The sequence below is a fragment of the Mesorhizobium sp. BR1-1-3 genome (assembly GCF_020165455.1).
Classification (GTDB): Bacteria; Pseudomonadota; Alphaproteobacteria; order Rhizobiales; family Rhizobiaceae; genus Mesorhizobium; species Mesorhizobium ciceri.
Genome location: NZ_JAIUIC010000011.1, coordinates 176477 through 195865, shown reverse-complemented (window position 1 = coordinate 195865; position 19389 = coordinate 176477). Strand labels below are relative to the sequence as shown.

The following is a 19389-nucleotide window of genomic DNA, read 5'->3' as shown; positions in this document are numbered from 1 at the left end:
CTAGACATTTGGAAAGCCTTGCGTCTCGACCGTGTATCCGGCCGCCGTCATGACGCGCATCAATTCCTTGTAGCCCACTTGCGCCATCCTGAGCGCCGGGTTCTTCTTCGGGTCCTGCTCGGCCTCGACCACGAACCAGCCCTCATAGCCATGGTCGGCGAAGCGCTGCACGATGGCGCCGAAGTCCAGCGAACCGTCGCCCGGCACGGTGAAGGCGCCGAGCGCCACCGCGTCGAGGAAGGATTGTTTCGTGCGATCGAGCTTTTCGATCACCCCCATGCGGACGTCCTTCACATGCACATGGCTGATCCGGGTATGATGGTTGTCGATGGCGCGCAGCACGTCGCCGCCGGCGAATGCCAGATGGCCTGCATCGAGCAGTAGCGGAATGCCGGCTCCGGAATAGCGCATGAAGGCATCGAGTTCCGGCTCGGTCTCGACCACCGCCGCCATGTGGTGGTGGTAGGACAGCGGCATGCCTTGTTCGGCGCACCATTCGCCAAATTCGGTCAGGCGCTTCGCATAGGCTTTCATCTCGTCGTCCGACAGCTTCGGCTTGATCGCCAGCGGCTTCGAGCGGTCGCCCTGGATCGAACGGCCAACCTCGCCATAGACGATGCAAGGCGCGTTCACCGCCTTGAACAGGTCGATCATCGGCTGGATGCGATCCTTGTTGTCGGCCATCTCCCCATCGACCAGCGTGCCCGAGAACCAGCCGCCGCACAGCGTGACGTCGGCGGCCTTCAGGATCGGCAGCATGATTTCGGGGTCATTGGGAAAACGCCGGCCCATCTCCATGCCGGTGAAGCCGGCCGAGCGCGACTGGCGCAGACATTCTTCCAGCGACACGTCATCGCTGAGCTCCGCAAGATCGTCGTTCCACCACGCAATGGGGGACATGCCCAGTTTGGCTTTCAAGTCGTCACTCCGGTCCTAAAACAGTTTCTTGCTCGTTGGCGCCGCCCCTCATCTGCCTGCCGGCATCTTCTCCCCGTGTAGAGGCGGGGAGAAGGAGGAGCTTCGGCGCCTCTATCAATCGCCGATGGTCTGCATCTGCCGCTTTTCGTCATACGCCTTGCGCGCCGCGTTGACCTGCGGCCGCACTGACACTTCCGGCACCGCCACATCCCACCAGTGACCGCCGGCATCGGTGGAAACCAGCGGGTCGGTGTCGATGACGAGCACCGTGGTGCGCGTATTCTTCCTGGCCTGTGCCAGCGCGTTTTCCAGCCCGGCGATCGACGGCACTTTCTCGGCAATCGCCCCCATGCTCGCCGCATGCGCGGCGAAGTCGATGTCGGGCAGAACCTCGTGGCGCGAGTCCTTCAGCAGATTGTTGAAGTTGGCGCCGCCGGTCGCCATCTGCAGCCGGTTGATGCAGCCATAGCCGCGGTTGTCGAGCAGCACGATGGTCAGCTTGAGGCCGAGCATCACCGAGGTGGCGATCTCCGAATTCATCATCAGGTAGGAGCCGTCGCCGATCATGACGACGATCTCCTCGCCGGGCTTCGCCATCTTGGCGCCGAGCCCGCCGGCAATCTCGTAGCCCATGGTCGAGAAGCCGTATTCGCCATGGTACGAGCCGGGCGCGCCCGCCTGCCAAAGCTTGTGCAATTCGCCCGGCAACCCGCCGGAGGCATTCAGCAGCGTCACACCGGAGCCCATGGCGCGCTGCACCGCGCCGATCACCTGCGCATCGGACGGATAGGCGGCATTGGTCGACGCCGTCACCTTGGCCGCCTCGACCGCCCAGGCCTTCTTGCCGGAGGACGCATTGTCGGTCCAGCTTGCCGGCGCCTCCCAACCCTTCAGCGCAGCACCGAGTTCCCCCAGGCCCTCGGCCGCATCGGCCACCAGTGGCAGGGCGCGGTGCTTGCCGGCATCGAAGGGCTGCACGTTGAGCCCGATGATGGTCTTGCCCGAATTCTTGAACAGCGCCCACGAACCGGTGGTGAAATCCTGCAGGCGCGTGCCGATGGCCAGCACGACATCGGCTTCCTCAGCCAGCCGGTTGGCGGCAGAAGTGCCGGTGACGCCGACCGCCGCCATGTTGAGCGGGTGGTCGTCCGGCAGCGAGGATTTGCCGCCTTGCGTCTCGCAGACAGGAATGCCGGCGCCCTCGGCGAATTTCGCCAGTTCGTCCGACGCCTGCGAATAGAGGACGCCACCGCCGGCGACCACCAACGGCTTTTTTGCACCCTTGAGCGCGGCGACCGCGGCCGCCAGTTCCTGGCGATCCGGGCGCGGCCGGCGCTGGTGCCAGACCCGCTCCGCGAAAAAACTCTCGGGATAGTCATAGGCCTCGGCCTGGACGTCCTGGCAGAGCGACAGCGTCACCGGGCCGCATTCGGCCGGATCGGTCAGCACGGCCATGGCGCGGCTCAGCGCAGGAATGACCTGCTCCGGCCGGGTGATGCGGTCGAAATAGCGCGAAACCGGACGGAAGCAGTCGTTGACCGTCGCCGTGCCGTCGGAAAAATCCTCGGCCTGCTGCAGCACCGGGTCGGGGATGCGGTTGGCGAAGACATCGCCTGGCAAAAACAGGACGGGCAACCTGTTTACATGGGCGAGCGCCGCCGCCGTCACCATGTTGAGCGCGCCGGGGCCGATCGAAGAGGTCGCGGCCATGAAGCGGCGGCGGAAATTGGCCTTGGCGTAGGCGATTGCCGCATGCGCCATCGCCTGTTCGTTGTGGGCGCGAAAGGTCGGCAGTTCGTCGCGCACCTGATAGAGCGCCTCGCCGATGCCGGCGACATTGCCGTGGCCGAAGATCGCCCAGACGCCGCCGAAGATCGGGACTTTGCTACCGTCGATCTCAGTCATCTGGCGCGACAGGAAGCGGGTCAGCGCCTGCGCCATCGTCAGGCGGATTGTCTTGCTCATGGTGTTTTCCTCCGCAGTCCTATTCCGCGCCTTCTTATGCCGCCTTGCGGCCGCGCGCGGCAAGCCACGCATCCGTCAACTGTTCGAAGCGCTGCGCCATGTCGGCGATCGCCTCGTCATCCGACATCCTGCCGGCCAGCCATTGTTCGGCCGCGTGGACGAAGATGGTGCGGCCGACGGCAAAACCCTTGACGATGGGTGCCTTGGCGGTGGCGGCGAACGCCGCTTCCAGTTCGTCCTGCGGCGCTTCCAGGCCCAGCAGCACGACGCCGCGGCACCAGGGGTCGTGCTTCAGGATCACGGCCTCGATCTTCGCCCAGGCGCCGCTCGACGCCTGCGGCTCGAGCTTCCACCAGTCCGGCTTGATGCCGAGCGCATAGAGTTCCTCCAGCGCGCGCGGGATCGTCGTGTCGTCGAGCTTGCCATGCTTGCCGGCAATGATCTCGATGAGAAGTTCCCTGCCGACCTTCCGCGCGCCTTCGAACAGCGCGCGCAACTTCTGCTGCTGTTCGTCCTTGAGCGCCGCCGGATCGTCGGGATGATAGAAGCACAGGCACTTGATGCAGTGGTCGACCGGCCACTCGGTGAGCTGCGAGCCGATGTCCTGCGAGAATTCGAAGCGCAGCGGCCGCGAACCCGGCAGCTCCACCGGCCGCCCGAGCCAGGCGAAGGAATGCCTGGCGAATTCGAACATCGCCTTGCGGCCGTGTTTCTCGTCGATCAGCATGCCGTAGCCGTCGCGGCCGGCGGCAACCTTCGCCGCCGCCTTGACCGCCAGCACCTTGAAATCCTGGATGCGTGCGGGATCGGCACCGGCCTTCGCCGCCACATCCTCGAGCTGCACGCGGTGGTCGCAGGCGAGCGCCATCATCGAGGGAATGTCGCGCCGGCGCGTCGTTGCCCAATGGATGTGGTTGATCGCCTCGTCCTTGCGCAACGCCAGATGCCTGCTGCCGTTCTTGAGGAAGAACCGCAGCTCCTCGAAAGTCGGATATTCCGGCGCGCAGAGCAGCCGCGACACGGCGAAGGCGCCGCAGGCATTGGCCCAGGTCGCCGCCGTCGCATGGTCTTCGCCGCCCAGCCAGCCGCGCAGGAAGCCCGACATGAAGGCGTCGCCGGCGCCGAGCACATTGTAGATCTCGATCGGAAACCCCTTGCCGACGACGCCGTCCTCGAGATCGTCGCTGATCGGTCCGTCATAGACGATGCAGCCCATCGCGCCGCGCTTCAGGACGATGGTGGCGGACGACAGCGAGCGGATTGTCTTCAAGGCGCTCAGGCAATCATCGGCGCCCGACGCGATCATGATCTCTTCCTCGGTGCCGACGATGAGGTCGCAGTCGGGCAGCACCGTCTTCAGCTGCGCCGAGACGCGGTCCGATTTCACATAGCGCTCGAACCCTTCGGCATGGCCGGCGAGGCCCCACAGGTTCGGCCGGTAGTCGATGTCGAACACCACCTTGCCGCCCTTGGCCTTCATGATGCGGATCGCCTTGCGCTGCGCGGCATCGCTGTTAGGCCTGGAAAAATGCGTGCCGGTGACGACGATCGAGCGCGCCGAGGCGATGAAGGCCTCATCGATGTCTTCCGGCGCCAGCGCCATGTCGGCGCAGTCCGAGCGATAGAAGATCATCGGCGAGACGCCTTCGTCCTCGACCGACAGCAGCACCAGTGCGGTCAGCCGCTCCTTGTCGGTCTTGAGCCCGTCGACATTGACGCCTTCACGCGTCAGCTGCTCGCGGATGAAGCGGCCCATCTGCTCGTCGCCGACGCGGGTGAGCAGCGCCGAGCGCAGGCCGAGCCTGGCAGTGCCGACCGAGATGTTGGCCGGGCAGCCGCCGACCGACTTGGCGAAGGAGGTGATGTCCTCCAGCCGCGAGCCGATCTGCTGGCCGTAAAGGTCGACGGAAGCGCGACCGATGGTGATGACGTCGAGCGGCGCGTATTCAGCGTCCACGGCTTCGCTCATTGGAACCTCCCGTCGGCCTTGTTGTGTTGGGGTACACGCGCGAGCGGCAGCGTGGCGCCGGGAATATGAAATAATAATTCCAATCCATAGTCAATATGGAATGAGCATTCCTTCGGTGAAAAGTACCTTTTCGGCGGTGGATCAGGCCTTGCGCTTGCGGCCCGTATCGCGCCGCTTCTCGCCGACGCCGACGGTCAGTGCCATGGCCAGCGCCATTGTCGCCGACAGTGAGCGGAAGCCGGCGAAATCGGCCTCGGCAACCTCGAACCAGACCTTGGCGAACTGGGCGAGCGGCGAAAACGAGCTGTCGGTGATGGCGACGATCGGCACGCCCTGTTCCGAAATGCTGCGCGCCTCCTCGATCGTGGCGGGCGCGTAGGGCGAGAAGGAGATGGCGATGACGGCATCCGCCGGCGTGGCGAAGCCGATCATCTCGGCATTCAGCCCGGCCGCCGATTCGATCAGCTGGTTGCGGATCTTCAGCTTGCCCAGTGCATAGGCGATGTAGGACGCCACCGGATAGGAGCGCCGCTTGGCCAGCACATAGATGGTTTCCGCCTTTGCCAGCAGGGAAATAGCGTCTTCCAGATGCGCTTCGTCCAGCGTGCGCGAAATATCGTTGAGCGAGGTCGAGGCGGCGGCGACGAAGCCGTCGAAGATCGCCCGGTGGCCGGCGCCTCCCTCAGCCTTGACGCGCAGCGCCTGCAGCCTTTCGTCATAGGATGAGTTGCGCTCGCGCAGCCGTTCGCGAAACACCTGCTGCAGGCTGGTGAAACCATCGAAGCCAAGCTGCTGGGCAAATCGGATCAGGGTCGAAGGCTGCACGCCCGCCGAAGCGGCGATGCTGGCGGCGGTGCCGAAGGCGATATCGTCGGGATTGTCGAGCGCATGGGCAGCGATCTGGGCGATGCGCTTCGGCAGGCTTTCGCGTCGCTCCAGGATGGTGGTGCGCAGCGTCTCGAAATCGCGAGGTACCCGTTCGTCCATCGTCGCTCTGTCCAGGCTCATGCGTGAAGCGTCCTCTGTGCCTCATCATAGCGAGCCTGCGCAAGAACACCATAAAAAATGAGGCAGACATTCCATTTCAGGAGAAAATGGACTAATTCATCCACGCAGCGCTTCAAGCAGTGGAGAAACGGAAAATGGTCGGCGTCGGTCTCATCGGTACGGGTTTCATGGGCAAGTGTCACGCCATCGCATGGAGTGCCGTCAGCGCTGTCTTTCCCGACGTGGCCAAGCCACGGCTGGTCCATCTCGGCGAGGTCAATGAAGAGCTTGCCCGGCGCAAGGCCGGCGAGTTCGGTTTCGCCAAGGCGTCGGGCGACTGGCGCGCCGTCGTCAACGATCCCGAAGTCGACATCGTCTCGCTGACCACGCCCAACCAGTTCCACCCGGAAATGGCCGTCGCCATCCTCGAAGCAGGCAAGCATCTGTGGTGCGAAAAGCCGATGGCGCCGAGCTTTGCCGAGGCCGAGGCGATGGCGGCCGCGGCGAAAAAGTCCGGCAAGGTCGCGGCCCTCGGCTACAACTACATCCAGAGCCCGGCCATCCGCCATATCGGCGCGCTGCTGGAAGAGAAGATCATCGGCGAGGTCAACCATCTGCGCATCGAGATGGACGAGGACTTCATGGCCGACCCCGAAGCGCTGTTCTTCTGGAAGCACGAAGCAGCTTCCGGCTATGGCGCGCTCGACGATTTCGCCGTGCATCCGCTGTCTCTGGTCTCGGCCCTGTTCGGCCGCGTCGCCAGTGTCATCTGCGACATGGCTAAACCTTATGCCGATCGCAAGCTGGCCAGCGGCGGTCGTCGCGCGGTGGAGACCTACGACATCGCCAGCGTGCTGATGCATCTGGAAAACGGCATTGCCGGCACGCTGCTGGTCAACCGCTCAGCCTGGGGCCGCAAGGGCCGCATCGCCGTCCAGATCTTCGGCTCTAAAGGGTCGATCCTGTTCGACCAGGAACGATCGAACGAATTCCAGCTCTATCTCACATCAGACCGGCCGACCGAACAGGGCTACCGCACCATCCTGGTGGCGCCGCACCACAAGCCCTATGACCTCTTCGTGCCGGCGCCAGGCCATGGCCTCGGCTTCAACGACCTCAAGATCATCGAGTGCCACGAACTGCTGACGCGGCTTGAAGGCAAGCCGGCGCGGCTCATCGAGTTTGCCGAAGGGCTGGAGATCGAGCGCACCGTGCATGCGATGGCGCGTTCGTTCGAGGAAAAGCGCTGGGTGGACGTACGGTGATATAAGCCCGCTCAGACGACCGTGGCAGCGACGTTCGTCTCCCATCCATTCACCCAGACCTGCCGCAAGCGGTCGCCTTCGCCCTTGAAGCGTAACCCGGTCGCCTGGCAATCCGCGATCCGGTCGCTGCGGAAATTGCGGATCGCCTGGCGCAGCTCGCACCAGGCGACGATGTTGGCGGTTTCGGCGTAGTAGATCAGCGCGATCGGGCGGATGAGGCGCTCGGAGGCGCGGCCCATTTCGTCTCGATAGGAGAGGTCGAGCTTCTCCTCGTCGCGGATGGCGCGTCGCACCAGCGCCAGGTCGATCGCGCCGGTCGAAGGCGCGGCGAACCCCCACGCATGAAGCGCATTGGCGTCGAATACCTGGCGCAAGGGCGGCGGCACCGCGCCGGCGATCTTGGCGCTGACGCGCTTGGCCGCCTGCTTGAGCTCGCTGTCGCCGGTGCGCTCCAGCAGCGCCAGCGACAGGACGATCGCCTCCATCTCCTCGATCGAGAACATCAGCGGCGGCAGGTCGAAGCCGGGACGCAGGATGTAGCCGATGCCGCGCCCGCCCTCGATCGGCACGCGCATCGCCTGCAGGGCGGCAATGTCGCGATAGATCGAGCGCACCGTCACCTCCAGCCGCTCGGCGATCGTCGCTGCCGTCACCGGCTGCCGCGCCAGCCGCACGATCTGGATGATCTCGAACAGGCGCGACGCCTTGCGCATTTTTCTCGCCCGGTTTCCATCACAACTGACACACCATCGTCAGTTGGGCTGACCTATAGGAGCGCCTATCGAATTGAAAATCAACGGGTTCCGCTGCGGTTTGGCGGAGCGAGGCGGCAGGCAACTGACATGGGCTATGCGGAAAATCTCTGGCTTTTCTTTATCCTGCTGTTCGGCATCATCGCCGTTCCGGGCATGGACATGCTCTTCGTGCTTGCCAATGCACTGACCGGCGGGCGCGACAGGGGTCTCGCCGCGACCGGCGGCATCATGGTCGGCGGCATGGTGCATACGCTGAACGGCGCCATTGGCGTCGGCCTGCTGATGCATTTCGTGCCGATCCTGTTCAAGCCCCTTCTGCTTGCCGGCGCCGCCTACATGGCCTTCATCGGTATCACGCTGATGCGCAGTTCCATCACTGTCGGCCAGGAGGGGCCTGCCGGCAGCCGTTCCGCGTGGAAGGCGTTTCGCCAGGGGTTTGTGACCTGCCTGATCAACCCGAAGGCATACCTGTTCGTGCTTGCCGTATACCCGCAGTTCCTGAAACCGGACTACGGTCCGATCTGGATGCAGGCGACGGTCATGGGGCTGCTGACCGTGGTGACGCAGGCTGCGATCTATGGCGGGCTGGCTATCACGGCCGGCCGCAGCCGCAACCTTCTGATCGCCAATCCGCGGGCGACCATTTTTGCCGGCCGGGCGGCCGGACTGCTGCTCTTTGCCGTGTCGGTGTTCACGGCATGGGAAGGATTAAGGGCGGCGTAATCCCGGTCACCGCCGCCCACTTCCCTATGCCCTGTCAGGCAGCTCCCTGCCGGTTGTCGATCATGGCGCGGCGTGCCGAGCGGCGCCACTCGACGGCGCCGGCAAGGCCGTGCAGCACCGTCTCGGTGGTCGCCCAGTCGATGCAGCCATCGGTGATGCTCTGGCCATAGACCAGCGGCTTGCCCGGCACCACGTCCTGCCGGCCGGCGACGAGATTGCTCTCGATCATCAGGCCGATGATGCGCTCGTCGCCTGCCGCGACCTGGCCGGCGACATCTGCCGCCACCTTGGGCTGGTTCTCGGGCTTCTTGGCCGAGTTGGCGTGGCTGACATCAATCATCAGACGGGGCGCAATGCCGATGCGGGCGAGTTCCACAGCGGCGGTTTCGACGCTCGCCGCGTCATAGTTGGGCTGAACGCCGCCGCGCAGGATAACGTGGCAGTCCTCATTGCCCGTGGTCGTGGCGATGCCGCTGCGCCCGCCCTTGGTCACCGCCATGAAATGATGCGGCTGCGCGGCGGATTTCACCGCCTCGGCGGCTATGCGCAGATTGCCGTCGGTGCCGTTCTTGAAGCCGACCGGGCAGGAGAGGCCCGAGGCCAGTTCGCGGTGGATCTGGCTCTCGGTCGTGCGCGCGCCGATCGCGCCCCAGGCCACGAGGTCGGCAATGTATTGCGGGGTGGTCATGTCGAGGAATTCGGTCGCAGCCGGCAGGCCGAGATTGTTGACGGCCGACAGCACATTGCGTGCCATCCGCAGCCCCTTGTCGATGTTGAAGCTGCCGTCGAGGTCGGGATCGTTGATCAGGCCCTTCCAGCCGACCGTCGTGCGCGGCTTTTCGAAATAGACCCGCATCACGATCTCCAGCCGGTCCGACAGGCTCTCGCGCAGCGCCGCCAGACGGCTGGCGTAGTCGACGGCCGCGACCGGGTCGTGGATCGAACACGGGCCGGCGATGACGAGCAGCCGGTCGTCGGTCCCGTTCAAGATGGCATGGGTTGCGTTGCGCGATGCGCTGACGGTGCGCGTCGCCGTCAAAGTGCGCGGTATCTCCCGCATCACCTCGTCCGGTGTGCTCAGTTCTCGGATTTCCTTGACCCGGAGGTCGTCTGTGGTGGTCAACACGGCTTTCTGCTCCTGTCGAGAGCATGATGCCGAAAAGTGTGAAGCGGTTTTCGGACGACATCATGCTCCTCTTTGATTTAGAGGGAACCTGCCGGCTGAAAACAAAAAAGCCGCCAGGTATGGCGGCTGTTCGGATCTTGTTGCTGCAATCTTCAGATCGAGCGCAATCCTCCCGCCGCCAGCGAGCTCCTAAAGTACCAATATGTGGCGGTCAGGTTGATCATGAGGCTCATATAGTCGATGCGGAGGCACTTGTCACGTGCCCTGATGCGGAGACAATTCGGGATGGCCGAAGCACCCAAACTTCGTCATCCCTGGGCGGAGCAGGAGCGAAGCTCCGTCGCGGAGACCCTGGGATCCATTCCGTGACTTTGGCCGAATGGTGCAGCGGAGCAGAATTCCGCACCGCAGCAACGCTCAGAAGTCGCGGCATGGATCCTCGGGTCTGCGCTGCGTCGCTTCGCTCCGTGCTCCGCCCGTGGATGACGAAGTGATGGGCGTTTGAGACTCGCCGGCGTTACTCCGGTGACGCCCCCGCAATGCTTTGATCGTAGTCGACCAGCGATCCGGTCATGACACCGGACTGCGGGCTGACCATGTAGCTGATCAGACGGGCAAGCTGGTCCGGCTTGACCAACTGGCCCATCGGCTGCGTCGCTTCGGCCTTCGCCAGCCAGTCGTCCGGCGCGTCGTGCCACTTCTTCTGGACGATGTCCTCGCCCTCGGTGTCCATCCAGCCGGGCAGCACGGCGTTGCAGCGGATGCGGTTGAAGCGGTAGGCGTTGGCGACGTTCTTGGTCAGCGTCATCAGCGCGCCCTTGCTGGTCGAATAGGGCGTCAGGAACGACTGGCCGGTATGCGCCGACATCGACAGCACGTTGACGATCGAGCCGGGTGCCTTCTTCTCAAGGAGATGCGCCACCACGCCCTGCATCAGGAAGAACGGGCCGCGCACATTGGTATCGAAAATCGTATCGAACAACTCTTCGGAGGTTTCGACCAGCGAACCGCGCGCCGAAGTGGCGGCGGCGTTGACCAGCGCGTTGACGGTGCCGAAATGCGAGATCGCGGTGGCGACCGCGCGCTTGCAGTCCGCCACTTTTGACACATCGGCGCTGATGAAAATGGCATCGACGCCGGCTTTCTTGAAATGGGCGACAGCCTTGTCGCCCTTCTCCTGCGAGCGGCCGACGAGCGCCAGTGCCCGGCAGCCCTCATCGGCCAAGGCCTCGGCGACGGCAAAGCCAATGCCTTGCGCGCCGCCGGTGACGATGGCGCGTGTCTGTGAATTGCGATCGGCTGATGCGCTCATCGCTCTGCTCCTGTGGTTTTTCCTTAGGGTTCTCTTACTAGTCGAGACGGACGGTCTTGCCGGTCGTCGCTGATTTCAGCGCTGCGTCGGCCAGTTTCAGCGCCACCAGTCCGTCCGCGCCGCTCGGCGCGGCCTTCTTGCCTAATGTCGCTGCGGCGATGAAAGCAGCGATCTCATTGGCATAGGCGTCGAGATAGCGGGTCATGAAGAAGTCGTGCAGCGGCGGGCGGGTATAGCCCTTCTCGTTGGCCAGCTCGATCGACACCGGGCGCTGGTTCTCGGCCGCGACCATGCCTTTCGAGCCGTGCACCTCGATGCGCTGGTCGTAGCCATAGGTGGCGCGGCGCGAGTTGGAGATGACGGCCTGCTTGCCGGAAGCGGTTTCGAGGATGACACTGACGCTATCGAAATCGCCGGCATCACCAATCTTCTTGTCGACCAGCACCGAGGCATGGGCGCTGACCGCCACGACCTCTTCGCCGAGCAGGAAGCGCGCCATGTCGAAATCATGGATGGTCATGTCGCGAAAAATGCCGCCAGAACGCTTGATGTAGTCGATCGGCGGCGCGCCGGGATCGCGCGAGGTGATGGTGACCATCTCGACGGTGCCGATGGCGCCGTCGTCGATCGCCTTGCGCACGGCGGCGAAGTGCGGATCGAAGCGCCTGTTGAAGCCGACCATCAGCGTCGCCTTGGTCTTCTCGACCACGGCCAGGCATTTCTCGACGCGCTTGACGTCGAGGTCGATCGGCTTCTCGCAGAAGATCGCCTTGCCGGCCTTGGCGAAGCGCTCGATCAGATCGGCATGGGTGTCGGTCGGCGTGCAGATGATGACGGCGTCGATATCTCCGGCTTTCTCGATGTCCTCGATGCTGCGCACCTCGGCGCCATAGGCGCTGGCCAGTTCGGTGGCCGCCTTCTCGAACGCATCGGCAACCGCAACCAGTTTGGCCTGCGGATTGGAGCCGACGGCACGGGCGTGGACCTTGCCGATGCGGCCGGCACCGAGGAGAGCGAAGCGAACGGTCATGGGTATTTCCTCTGGGGGGATGGGTTAGAGAGAGTTGTGTCCCGCACCTTCCTTTTGGGGAAAGGTGGCAAGGCTATTTTTCGAGCGCGCCAGAAAACAGGATGACCATCCTGTTTAGGCCGCGAGTTCCGCCTCCCCGGTCTTGGCGCCGGTGATGTAGGAGACGATATCGTTTCCGTCGGTGTTCTCCTTGCGCAGATTGGCGACGATGCGGCCGCGCCGGAACACGACGATACGGTCGCAGAGATCGAACACCTGGCGCATATTGTGGCTGATCAGGATCAGCGGCTCGCCATTGTCCTTCAGCGTACGCACGATGTTTTCGACCTGGGCGGTCTCCTGCACGCCAAGGGCGGCGGTAGGCTCGTCCATGATGATCAGCTTGGAGGCGAAGGTCGCGGTCCGGGCGATCGCCACGCACTGGCGCTGACCGCCTGACATGTGGCGGATGGTGTTGGACAGATTGGGGATCTTCACCGCCGTGCGGACCAGCGCCGCCTCGGTTGCCTTGCGCATGTATTTGCGGTCGAGGATCGAGAACGGGCCGAGGTTGAACAAAACCTTCTCGCGGCCGAGGAACAGGTTCGACGGCACGTCGAGATCGTCGGCCAGCGCCAGATTCTGGAACACGGTCTCGATGCCCGCCGTGCGGGCCTCGATCGGCCCGGCAAAGTTCACTTCCTTGCCGTCGAACCAGATCTGGCCGCTGGTGCGCTGCTCGACGCCGGTGATCTGGCGCACGAAGGTCGATTTGCCGGCGCCGTTGTCGCCCATGATGGCGACATGCTCGCCCTTGCGCAGCTCGAAATTCGCGCCTTCCAGCGCATGCACGCCGCCATAGCGCTTGGTCAGGTTTTCGGTCTTCAGGACGATGTCTGACATGGTCATGCCCTCATTGCCCGCAGGCGTTGGCGCCACTGGTCGAGAACCACCGCACCGACGATGATCACGCCCTTGACCATCTCCTGGTAGTAGGCGTCGAGGCGCAGGAAGGTGAAGCCGGAGATGATGACGCCGAAGATCAGCGAGCCGATCACCGTGCCGATGATCGAGCCGCGGCCGCCCGACAGCGAGACCCCGCCGATGACCGCCATGGCGATGGCGTCGAGTTCGTACATCACGCCCATGCCGGACTGCGCGGTCAGGTTCTTGGAGCTCAGCACCACGGCGGCGAGCGCGGCGAGAATGCCGGCGATGACGTAGACCAGGATCTTGTGGTTGGCGATCTTGATGCCGGACATGCGCGCGGCGTCCTCGTTGGAGCCGATCGCGTAACAGTGCTTGCCGTACCTCGTATAGGTCATGATCAGCTGGAACAGGATGGCCAGCGACAGGAAGATGACGACCGGCATCAGGCCTTTGCCGATGCTGGCGAAACTCTCGGTGGGAAACGAGATCGGCTGGCCCTTGGACCACCATTTGGCGATACCGCGCGCGGTCACCATCATGCCGAGCGTGGCGATGAACGGCGGAATGCGCGTGTAGGCGATCAGCGCGCCATTGACCAGGCCGGCGAAGAGGCCGCAGGCGATCGCCACCAGCAGCGGCACGATGACAGGCAGGTCGGTCCAGCCCTGCGCCAGGAACATCGCCTTGGGATTGGGGTTGCCGTTGACCGTCGCCACCTGGGCGAAGCTCATGGCGATCATGGCGGTCGCGCCGACGATCGAGCCCGAGGACAGGTCGATGCCGCCGGTGATGATGACCTGTGTCACGCCGATGGCGATGATGCCGACGATCGACACCTGCAGGATGATGATCTGCAGGCGCGCTTCGTTGAAGATGCCGCCGACATCGCTGCGTGTGTTGAACAGGAAGCTGTCGCCGAGAAAGATGCGGCCGATCAGTTCGAAGATGACGACGAGAATGACCAGGGCCAGGAAAACATTGAACTCGGCCGGCCATGTGCGCTTCTTCGCATCATAACCGACGCCGCCGACGCCATGAGATGTCTGTGCCACGTATTCTGTCCTCCATCAGCCGCGGTCGCCCTCGCGCCGTGCCGGCGCTGAGGGAGAGAGGGGAGCGGCGCTGTCTTGATCGAGAGCGCCGCTCCGTATCGAACCGCTGGCGGCTCAGTTCTTCTTCAGGAACTTGTCGATGTTGGCTGGCGTCACCAGCTGGAAGGGCACGTAGACCTTGTGCTCGACCTTCTCGCCCTTGGAGAGCTTGAGCGCCGCATCGAGAGCGCCGGCGCCCTGGCCGGCCGCGTCCTGGAACACAGTTACGTCGAGGTCGCCCGCCTGCATGGCCGCCAGCGCGTCCTGGGTGGCATCGACGCCGCCGACGACAACCGCCTTCATGTCGATGTTGCCGGCCTTCATCGCCTGGATGGCGCCGATGGCGCTTTCGTCATTGTTGGCGATGACGCCATCGAACGGCTTGCCGGTCGAAAGCCAGTTGGTCATCAGGTTCTGCGCCTCGTCGCGGTTCCAGTTCGACGTCTGCTTGTCGATGATCTTGATGAAGCTGCAATCCGGCGTCGCGATCACATCGTCGATGTCCTTGGTGCGCTGCACGGCGGCCTGGTTGGAAAGCTCGCCCATGATCACATAGACATTGGCTTCCTTCTTGCCGGCTTCCTTGAACAGGCGGCAGACTTCCTTGGTCTCGAGCGTGCCGGAATCGGCTTCGTTCGAGGCGACGAAGGCCTGGTTGTCGGGCAGCGTGTCGACATTGACCGGCTCGCGGTTGACATAGACCAGCGGGATCTTGGCTGCGGCGGCGGCATCCGACATCGCCTGCGTGGCCGAAGTGTCGACCGGGTTGACGATGATGGCGTCGACGCCCGAAGCGGCGAAGTTCTTGATCTGGTCAAGCTGCTTGGCAACGTCGTTCTGCGCGTCCTCGACCTGCAGCTCGACGCCGCTCATGCCCTTGGCCTGCTCGATCATGCCGTTGCGCAGCACGGTCAGGAAGTTGTCGTCGAACTTGGCCATCGACACGCCAACCTTGGCGGCCAGGGCGGATGAACTCATCAGCGCCGCGAAGGCGACGCCTAAAATCAATTTCTTCATTGTGTTTCTCCTCCACATATTGGTGTCCGGTTTCACCGATTTATCCGGAATCCCCGATCTCCCCGGGGAATCTCTCCCTGATGTCATTTCTATTCCGGGTGACGCTTGCCGTTGGCTGGAACGTCAAACCCTCTGTTTGAAACAGATATTCCGGAACGAAAGAACCAAAATATACAGATGATGAAATATTTATTCCATTTCACATCGGGGCGTCAAGGGCGATTCCGCGGCCTGCGGGCCGATTTACGCATCGCTCTGATGGATTCTATCATTTGCCTCGGCGCCTTGCGCGGCGGCTGGCTAGATGTTTTCCGGCAGATAGATGTCGAAGGGCAGAAAGGTCTGGCCCGGAGCGTTGGCGGCGCCGGTTTCGATGGCATGCGCCATCAGGTCGACGAGCTCACGGCATAAAGCGGCGAGCGGGGTCGAGATCACCATGGTGAGGATGTTGTCGGCGAGCGCCGCGCGCGACTCTGCGTTGATCTCGTTGCAGACGACCACCGGCATGGTCGCGGGCTTCGCTGCCCGCAGCGCCGAGACCGCGCCTTCCATGCCACCGCCGGCGACGTAGCAGCCGGCAAGATCCGGATAGCGCGCCAGAAGATCGATCATCGCGTCATGGGTCACCTGGTTGGCTTCCAGATTGACCAGCGTTTCAAGCACGCTGAACTCCGGCGCATGCTCGCGGAAGAAGGAGCGAAAGCCGATCTCGCGCAGCTCATGGCCGTGGAAGCGGTGGCTGCCGACGAAGAGGGCGACCTTGCCGGGCCGCTTGGCTGCCTTGGAGATCATCCATGCGGCGGTGCGCCCGACCTTGCGGTTGTCGAGGCCGATATAGCCCTCCCGGATGCCGGCGGCAAAGTCGGACAGCACCGAAAAGACCGGCTGTCCTCTCGCCTTCAAGGTTTCCACGACCGCTGTCAGGGTCGGATGGTCCGGACCGACAACGGCGATGGCCCTCGATTTCGCCGCCAGCCTGCGCATCTGCAAGGCGATCTCGTCGGGAGCCAGGGAGCTGGCGAAATCGATGCTCGCAACGCCGCGGAAGCGCTGCGATTGCGAGATGGCCAGTTCGAGTTCCCGCGCGAAGTCACCGTAGAAGGCATCGTTGCCCCGCAGCAGCAGGAAGCCCAGGCGGTACTCCGGCAACTCCTGGCGCATGCGCTGCTTGATAAGGCCGGCGGCGTGGTAGCCGATGTCGGTAGCGGTCTCGTAGACGCGGCGCGCTGTCTCTTCGCGCACCGGCAGCCGGTTGTTCAGCACGCGGTCGACGGTGGCGACACTGACGCCCGAGATGCGCGCCAGATCGGATATTGTCGGCCGCTTCACCATGCTTGCCTCGTCGGGTTTGCTCGAGCCCTTCGTACATCATCCTGATGGGAAATGATAGAAACTATCTTTATGATGTTGAGTCTATCATTAGTCGGCGTTACTTTGACGCCCGAAGCCAAGGGATTTCATGGCATTCGCTCTGGCGGATGCCTTTGCCGAGGGAGGCAATCATGTCCACTGCGCCGTCCCGGCGTGACTACAGCCTGATCGGCCGCGACGCCAAGCTCGCCGTCGAGACCGGCCTGTCGGCGGCCGAGTGGTATCACACCGACATACAGCGCAAGCAGATGAAGGAGCTGATGCAGCGCTCCGACGGGCCGGCGATCCGCGATACGGCGATCTGGTTCGCCGCCCTGATCGTCAGCGGCGCCGGCGGCGCCTGGCTCTGGGGCACATGGTGGTGCGTGCCGTTCTTCTTCGTCTATGGCGTGCTCTACGGCTCCTCGACGGATTCACGCTGGCACGAATGCGGTCACGGCACCGCCTTCCGCACGCAATGGATGAACGATGCGGTCTATCAGATCGCCTGCTTCATGATCATGCGCAATCCGGTGACCTGGCGCTGGAGCCACACGCGCCACCACACCGACACCGTCATCGTCGGCCGCGACCCGGAAATCTCGGTGATGCGGCCGCCGGATCTGGTTCGCGCCATGCTGGGCTTCGTCGGCGTGCTCGACGCCTGGCATGCGATGAGCGATATGCTGCGCAACGCCGCCGGCACCGTCAGCGCCGCCGAAAAGACCTTCATTCCAGAACAGGAACAGCCCAAGGCGATCCGCGTCGCCCGCATCTGGACGGCGATCTATGCCGCCACCGTCGGGCTGGCGCTCTACACCGGTTCGTTCCTGCCGCTGATGCTGGTCGGCCTGCCCAGGCTCTACGGCGCCTGGCACCATGTCATGGTCGGGCTGCTGCAGCATGGCGGCCTGGCCGACAATGTCACCGACCACAGGCTCAACAGCCGCACCGTCTACATGAACCCGATCAGCCGGTTCATCTACTGGAACATGAACTACCATGTCGAGCATCACATGTTTCCGATGGTGCCCTATCATGCGCTGCCGAGGCTGCACGAACTGATCAAGCACGATCTGCCGGAACCGACACCGTCGATCCTGGCCGGCTACCGCGAGATGATCCCGGTCTTCCTGCGCCAGCTGCGCAACGAGGACTATTTCCTCAAGCGCGAGCTGCCGCCGACCGCACGGCCATATCGCGAGGAATTCCACAACGACACTATCGCCGCCGCGGCGGAATGATCGTGCTTCCATCCGATCCAGACTGTTTATTTAACGCAATTCCGGACGGAAAACCGCTGCGCACTTTTTTGCTTTTGGGAGGACTTGAATGAGCGACTGGGTCGAGGCCTGCGCCACCGGCGACATAGACAAGGAGGATGTGATGCGCTTCGACCATGGCGGCCGCACCTTCGCCATCTATCGCAGCCCCGACGACGAGTTCTTCGCCACCGACGGCCTTTGCACGCATGAAAAGGTGCACCTGGCCGACGGGCTGGTGATGGATGACATCATCGAATGCCCCAAGCACAATGGGCGCTTCAACTACAAGACGGGTGACGCCCGCGGCGCCCCGGTCTGCATCAATCTCAAGACCTATCCGGTCAAGGTCGATGCCGGCAAAGTCCTGATCCAGATCGGATGACTGACATGGCGGGGGGGATGCTCATCATCGGCGCCGGCGAATGCGGCGGGCGGGCGGCATTGGCGCTGCGCGACCTCGATTATCAGGGGCCGGTGACGCTGGTCGGCGACGAGCCGCATCTGCCCTATGAGCGCCCGCCTCTGTCCAAGGAGGCGATGGCCAGCGATGCGCCCGAGATCAAGGCGATCGCCAGCGACGCAATTCTGGCCGAGAAATCGATCCGGCATGTCCATTCCGTCCAGGCCGTCGCGATCGATCGCGCGGCGCATACTGTGCGCCTGTCGGACGGATCGGTCCTGCCTTACGACAAGCTCCTGCTGGCAACCGGTTCGACGCCGCGCAAGCTGCCGATGCCGGGCCTGGGCCCGCGCTGCGTCTATCTCAGAACCTTCGCTGATGCGCTCGCCATTCGCGCGCATCTCACCCCCGGCAACCGTATCGCCATCATTGGCGGCGGCTTTATCGGCCTCGAACTCGCCGCCGCGGCCCGCAAGCTCGGTGCCGCGGTCACCGTCATCGAGGCGCAGCCTCGCATCCTGATGCGCGGCGTGCCGGCGGAGATCGCGGAAATCATCCATGAGGCGCATGTCGCCGAGGGCGTCGACATCCTGTGCGGCGACGGCATCGCGTCCATCGCCGACGATGGCAACGAGGTGCGCGTCACACTTGCCGGCGGCCGGGAGATATCAGCCGACCTCGCGATCATCGGCATCGGCGCCGTGCCGGTGACCTGGCTTGCGGCCGAAGCGGGGCTCACGATCGACAATGGCATTGCAGTCGATGCCGAGCTGCGCAGCAGCGATCCCGACATCTTTGCCGCCGGCGATTGCTGCTCGTTTCCGCTCGCCGTCTATGGCGGCCGCCGGGTGCGGCTGGAAGCCTGGCGCAACGCCCAGGAACAGGGCGCGCTGGCGGCCAGGAACATGCTCGGCGCCGGCGAGGCGCATGCGGCGGTGCCGTGGTTCTGGTCGGATCAATATGGTCTGTCCCTGCAGATCGCCGGGCTCTCCGACGAGGGCAAAAACACCGTGCGCCGCGATCTCGGCGACGGCGCCTTCATCCTCTTCCATTTGGCTGAAGACGGCAGGCTGGTCGCGGCCAGCGGCATCGGCCCCGGCAACGCGGTCGCCCGCGACATCAGGCTGGCCGAAATGCTGATCGCCAAGCGCGCCAAGCCGGCGCCGGAAGCGCTGGGATCACAGGACGTGAAGCTGAAGTCGTTGTTGGCGGCCTGAGCCTACGCTCCCCCTTTTTGGGGTCGCTGCGCAGCTGCGGGATGGGAGTGCGGCACCGCCCCTAACCTTCGGTCCGACCTGCCCTACAAG

Annotated in this window: 17 protein-coding genes; 5 read left to right on the top strand and 12 right to left on the bottom strand. The window is 63.9% G+C overall.

What is annotated here, in order from left to right; translation table 11 throughout:
* The 4 genes from iolE to LB559_RS23630 form a co-directional block, all read right to left on the bottom strand.
* Window positions 1-918 carry a myo-inosose-2 dehydratase gene (gene iolE / locus LB559_RS23645; protein WP_224675103.1) on the bottom strand — a complete coding sequence of 306 codons (918 nt, stop codon included), beginning with the start codon at window positions 916-918 and terminating at the stop codon, window positions 1-3.
* Window positions 919-1032: 114 nt separating this feature from the next.
* Window positions 1033-2883, bottom strand: a complete 1851-nt coding sequence (gene iolD, locus LB559_RS23640; protein WP_224675102.1) for a 3D-(3,5/4)-trihydroxycyclohexane-1,2-dione acylhydrolase (decyclizing) — start codon at window positions 2881-2883, stop codon at window positions 1033-1035.
* 34 nt (window positions 2884-2917) lie between these two features.
* Window positions 2918-4852, bottom strand: coding sequence for a bifunctional 5-dehydro-2-deoxygluconokinase/5-dehydro-2-deoxyphosphogluconate aldolase (locus tag LB559_RS23635; protein ID WP_024502015.1), 1935 nt, complete (start codon window positions 4850-4852; stop codon window positions 2918-2920).
* 141 nt (window positions 4853-4993) lie between these two features.
* A complete protein-coding gene (locus LB559_RS23630) occupies window positions 4994-5839 on the bottom strand; it encodes a MurR/RpiR family transcriptional regulator (protein WP_024502014.1) in 846 nt (281 codons plus the stop codon).
* A gap of 155 nt (window positions 5840-5994) precedes the next feature.
* Between LB559_RS23630 and LB559_RS23625 the strand changes: the two genes are divergently transcribed.
* Complete coding sequence (locus tag LB559_RS23625) at window positions 5995-7104, top strand: Gfo/Idh/MocA family protein (protein WP_013528369.1); 1110 nt, start codon at window positions 5995-5997, stop codon at window positions 7102-7104.
* Window positions 7105-7115: 11 nt separating this feature from the next.
* On the opposite strand, the gene LB559_RS23620 is transcribed toward LB559_RS23625, so the two are convergent.
* Window positions 7116-7817, bottom strand: a complete 702-nt coding sequence (locus tag LB559_RS23620; RefSeq protein ID WP_024502013.1) for a helix-turn-helix transcriptional regulator — start codon at window positions 7815-7817, stop codon at window positions 7116-7118.
* A 129-nt stretch (window positions 7818-7946) separates the two neighbouring features.
* On the opposite strand from LB559_RS23620, the gene LB559_RS23615 reads away from it, so the two are divergent.
* A complete protein-coding gene (locus LB559_RS23615) occupies window positions 7947-8582 on the top strand; it encodes a LysE family translocator (RefSeq protein WP_024502012.1) in 636 nt (211 codons plus the stop codon).
* A gap of 34 nt (window positions 8583-8616) precedes the next feature.
* Here LB559_RS23615 and LB559_RS23610 read toward each other — a convergent pair whose 3' ends face one another.
* From LB559_RS23610 to LB559_RS23580, 7 genes are all read right to left on the bottom strand, one after another.
* The gene (locus LB559_RS23610; protein WP_224675101.1) at window positions 8617-9708 is read right to left on the bottom strand and encodes a 3-deoxy-7-phosphoheptulonate synthase; all 1092 of its coding nucleotides are present in this window, start codon (window positions 9706-9708) and stop codon (window positions 8617-8619) included.
* 517 nt (window positions 9709-10225) lie between these two features.
* Window positions 10226-11020: an SDR family oxidoreductase gene (locus LB559_RS23605; protein WP_224675100.1), complete on the bottom strand. Its 795-nt coding sequence runs from the start codon at window positions 11018-11020 to the stop codon at window positions 10226-10228.
* Window positions 11021-11057: 37 nt separating this feature from the next.
* Window positions 11058-12050: an inositol 2-dehydrogenase gene (gene iolG / locus LB559_RS23600; protein WP_224675099.1), complete on the bottom strand. Its 993-nt coding sequence runs from the start codon at window positions 12048-12050 to the stop codon at window positions 11058-11060.
* A 114-nt stretch (window positions 12051-12164) separates the two neighbouring features.
* Entirely contained in the window at window positions 12165-12932 is a 768-nt protein-coding gene (locus LB559_RS23595) for an ATP-binding cassette domain-containing protein (protein WP_023810655.1), read from the bottom strand.
* 2 nt (window positions 12933-12934) lie between these two features.
* Complete coding sequence (locus LB559_RS23590) at window positions 12935-14011, bottom strand: ABC transporter permease (RefSeq protein ID WP_013528362.1); 1077 nt, start codon at window positions 14009-14011, stop codon at window positions 12935-12937.
* Between the two features lie 114 nt (window positions 14012-14125).
* Window positions 14126-15067 carry a sugar ABC transporter substrate-binding protein gene (locus LB559_RS23585; protein ID WP_024502009.1) on the bottom strand — a complete coding sequence of 314 codons (942 nt, stop codon included), beginning with the start codon at window positions 15065-15067 and terminating at the stop codon, window positions 14126-14128.
* Window positions 15068-15367: 300 nt separating this feature from the next.
* A complete protein-coding gene (locus tag LB559_RS23580) occupies window positions 15368-16399 on the bottom strand; it encodes a LacI family DNA-binding transcriptional regulator (RefSeq protein ID WP_013528360.1) in 1032 nt (343 codons plus the stop codon).
* Between the two features lie 170 nt (window positions 16400-16569).
* Here LB559_RS23580 and LB559_RS23575 point away from each other — a divergent pair, with 170 nt between their 5' ends.
* The 3 genes from LB559_RS23575 to LB559_RS23565 all read left to right on the top strand — a co-directional run bounded on the left by LB559_RS23575 (window position 16570) and on the right by LB559_RS23565 (window position 19299).
* Window positions 16570-17661 (top strand): fatty acid desaturase family protein, encoded by a 1092-nt coding sequence (locus tag LB559_RS23575; protein ID WP_224675098.1) that lies wholly within the window; start codon window positions 16570-16572, stop codon window positions 17659-17661.
* A gap of 88 nt (window positions 17662-17749) precedes the next feature.
* The gene (locus LB559_RS23570) at window positions 17750-18064 is read left to right on the top strand and encodes a MocE family 2Fe-2S type ferredoxin (RefSeq protein WP_224675097.1); all 315 of its coding nucleotides are present in this window, start codon (window positions 17750-17752) and stop codon (window positions 18062-18064) included.
* The gene (locus LB559_RS23565) at window positions 18061-19299 is read left to right on the top strand and encodes an NAD(P)/FAD-dependent oxidoreductase (protein WP_064992845.1); all 1239 of its coding nucleotides are present in this window, start codon (window positions 18061-18063) and stop codon (window positions 19297-19299) included. Before LB559_RS23570 ends, LB559_RS23565 begins: the two co-directional genes overlap by 4 nt.
* The last annotated feature ends 90 nt before the right edge of the window (window positions 19300-19389 follow it).

What these genes read in the sequence shown, in the direction of transcription:
- LB559_RS23565 (WP_064992845.1), top strand. Translation starts at nt 18,061, where the DNA reads ATGACTGACATGGCGGGGGGGATGCTCATCATCGGCGCCGGCGAATGC.
- LB559_RS23585 (WP_024502009.1), bottom strand. Translation starts at nt 15,067, where the DNA reads ATGAAGAAATTGATTTTAGGCGTCGCCTTCGCGGCGCTGATGAGTTCA.
- LB559_RS23620 (WP_024502013.1), bottom strand. Translation starts at nt 7,817, where the DNA reads ATGCGCAAGGCGTCGCGCCTGTTCGAGATCATCCAGATCGTGCGGCTG.
- LB559_RS23615 (WP_024502012.1), top strand. Translation starts at nt 7,947, where the DNA reads ATGGGCTATGCGGAAAATCTCTGGCTTTTCTTTATCCTGCTGTTCGGC.
- LB559_RS23635 (WP_024502015.1), bottom strand. Translation starts at nt 4,852, where the DNA reads ATGAGCGAAGCCGTGGACGCTGAATACGCGCCGCTCGACGTCATCACC.
- LB559_RS23570 (WP_224675097.1), top strand. Translation starts at nt 17,750, where the DNA reads ATGAGCGACTGGGTCGAGGCCTGCGCCACCGGCGACATAGACAAGGAG.
- LB559_RS23575 (WP_224675098.1), top strand. Translation starts at nt 16,570, where the DNA reads ATGTCCACTGCGCCGTCCCGGCGTGACTACAGCCTGATCGGCCGCGAC.
- LB559_RS23605 (WP_224675100.1), bottom strand. Translation starts at nt 11,020, where the DNA reads ATGAGCGCATCAGCCGATCGCAATTCACAGACACGCGCCATCGTCACC.
- LB559_RS23630 (WP_024502014.1), bottom strand. Translation starts at nt 5,839, where the DNA reads ATGGACGAACGGGTACCTCGCGATTTCGAGACGCTGCGCACCACCATC.
- iolG (WP_224675099.1), bottom strand. Translation starts at nt 12,050, where the DNA reads ATGACCGTTCGCTTCGCTCTCCTCGGTGCCGGCCGCATCGGCAAGGTC.
- iolD (WP_224675102.1), bottom strand. Translation starts at nt 2,883, where the DNA reads ATGAGCAAGACAATCCGCCTGACGATGGCGCAGGCGCTGACCCGCTTC.
- LB559_RS23595 (WP_023810655.1), bottom strand. Translation starts at nt 12,932, where the DNA reads ATGTCAGACATCGTCCTGAAGACCGAAAACCTGACCAAGCGCTATGGC.
- LB559_RS23580 (WP_013528360.1), bottom strand. Translation starts at nt 16,399, where the DNA reads ATGGTGAAGCGGCCGACAATATCCGATCTGGCGCGCATCTCGGGCGTC.
- LB559_RS23625 (WP_013528369.1), top strand. Translation starts at nt 5,995, where the DNA reads ATGGTCGGCGTCGGTCTCATCGGTACGGGTTTCATGGGCAAGTGTCAC.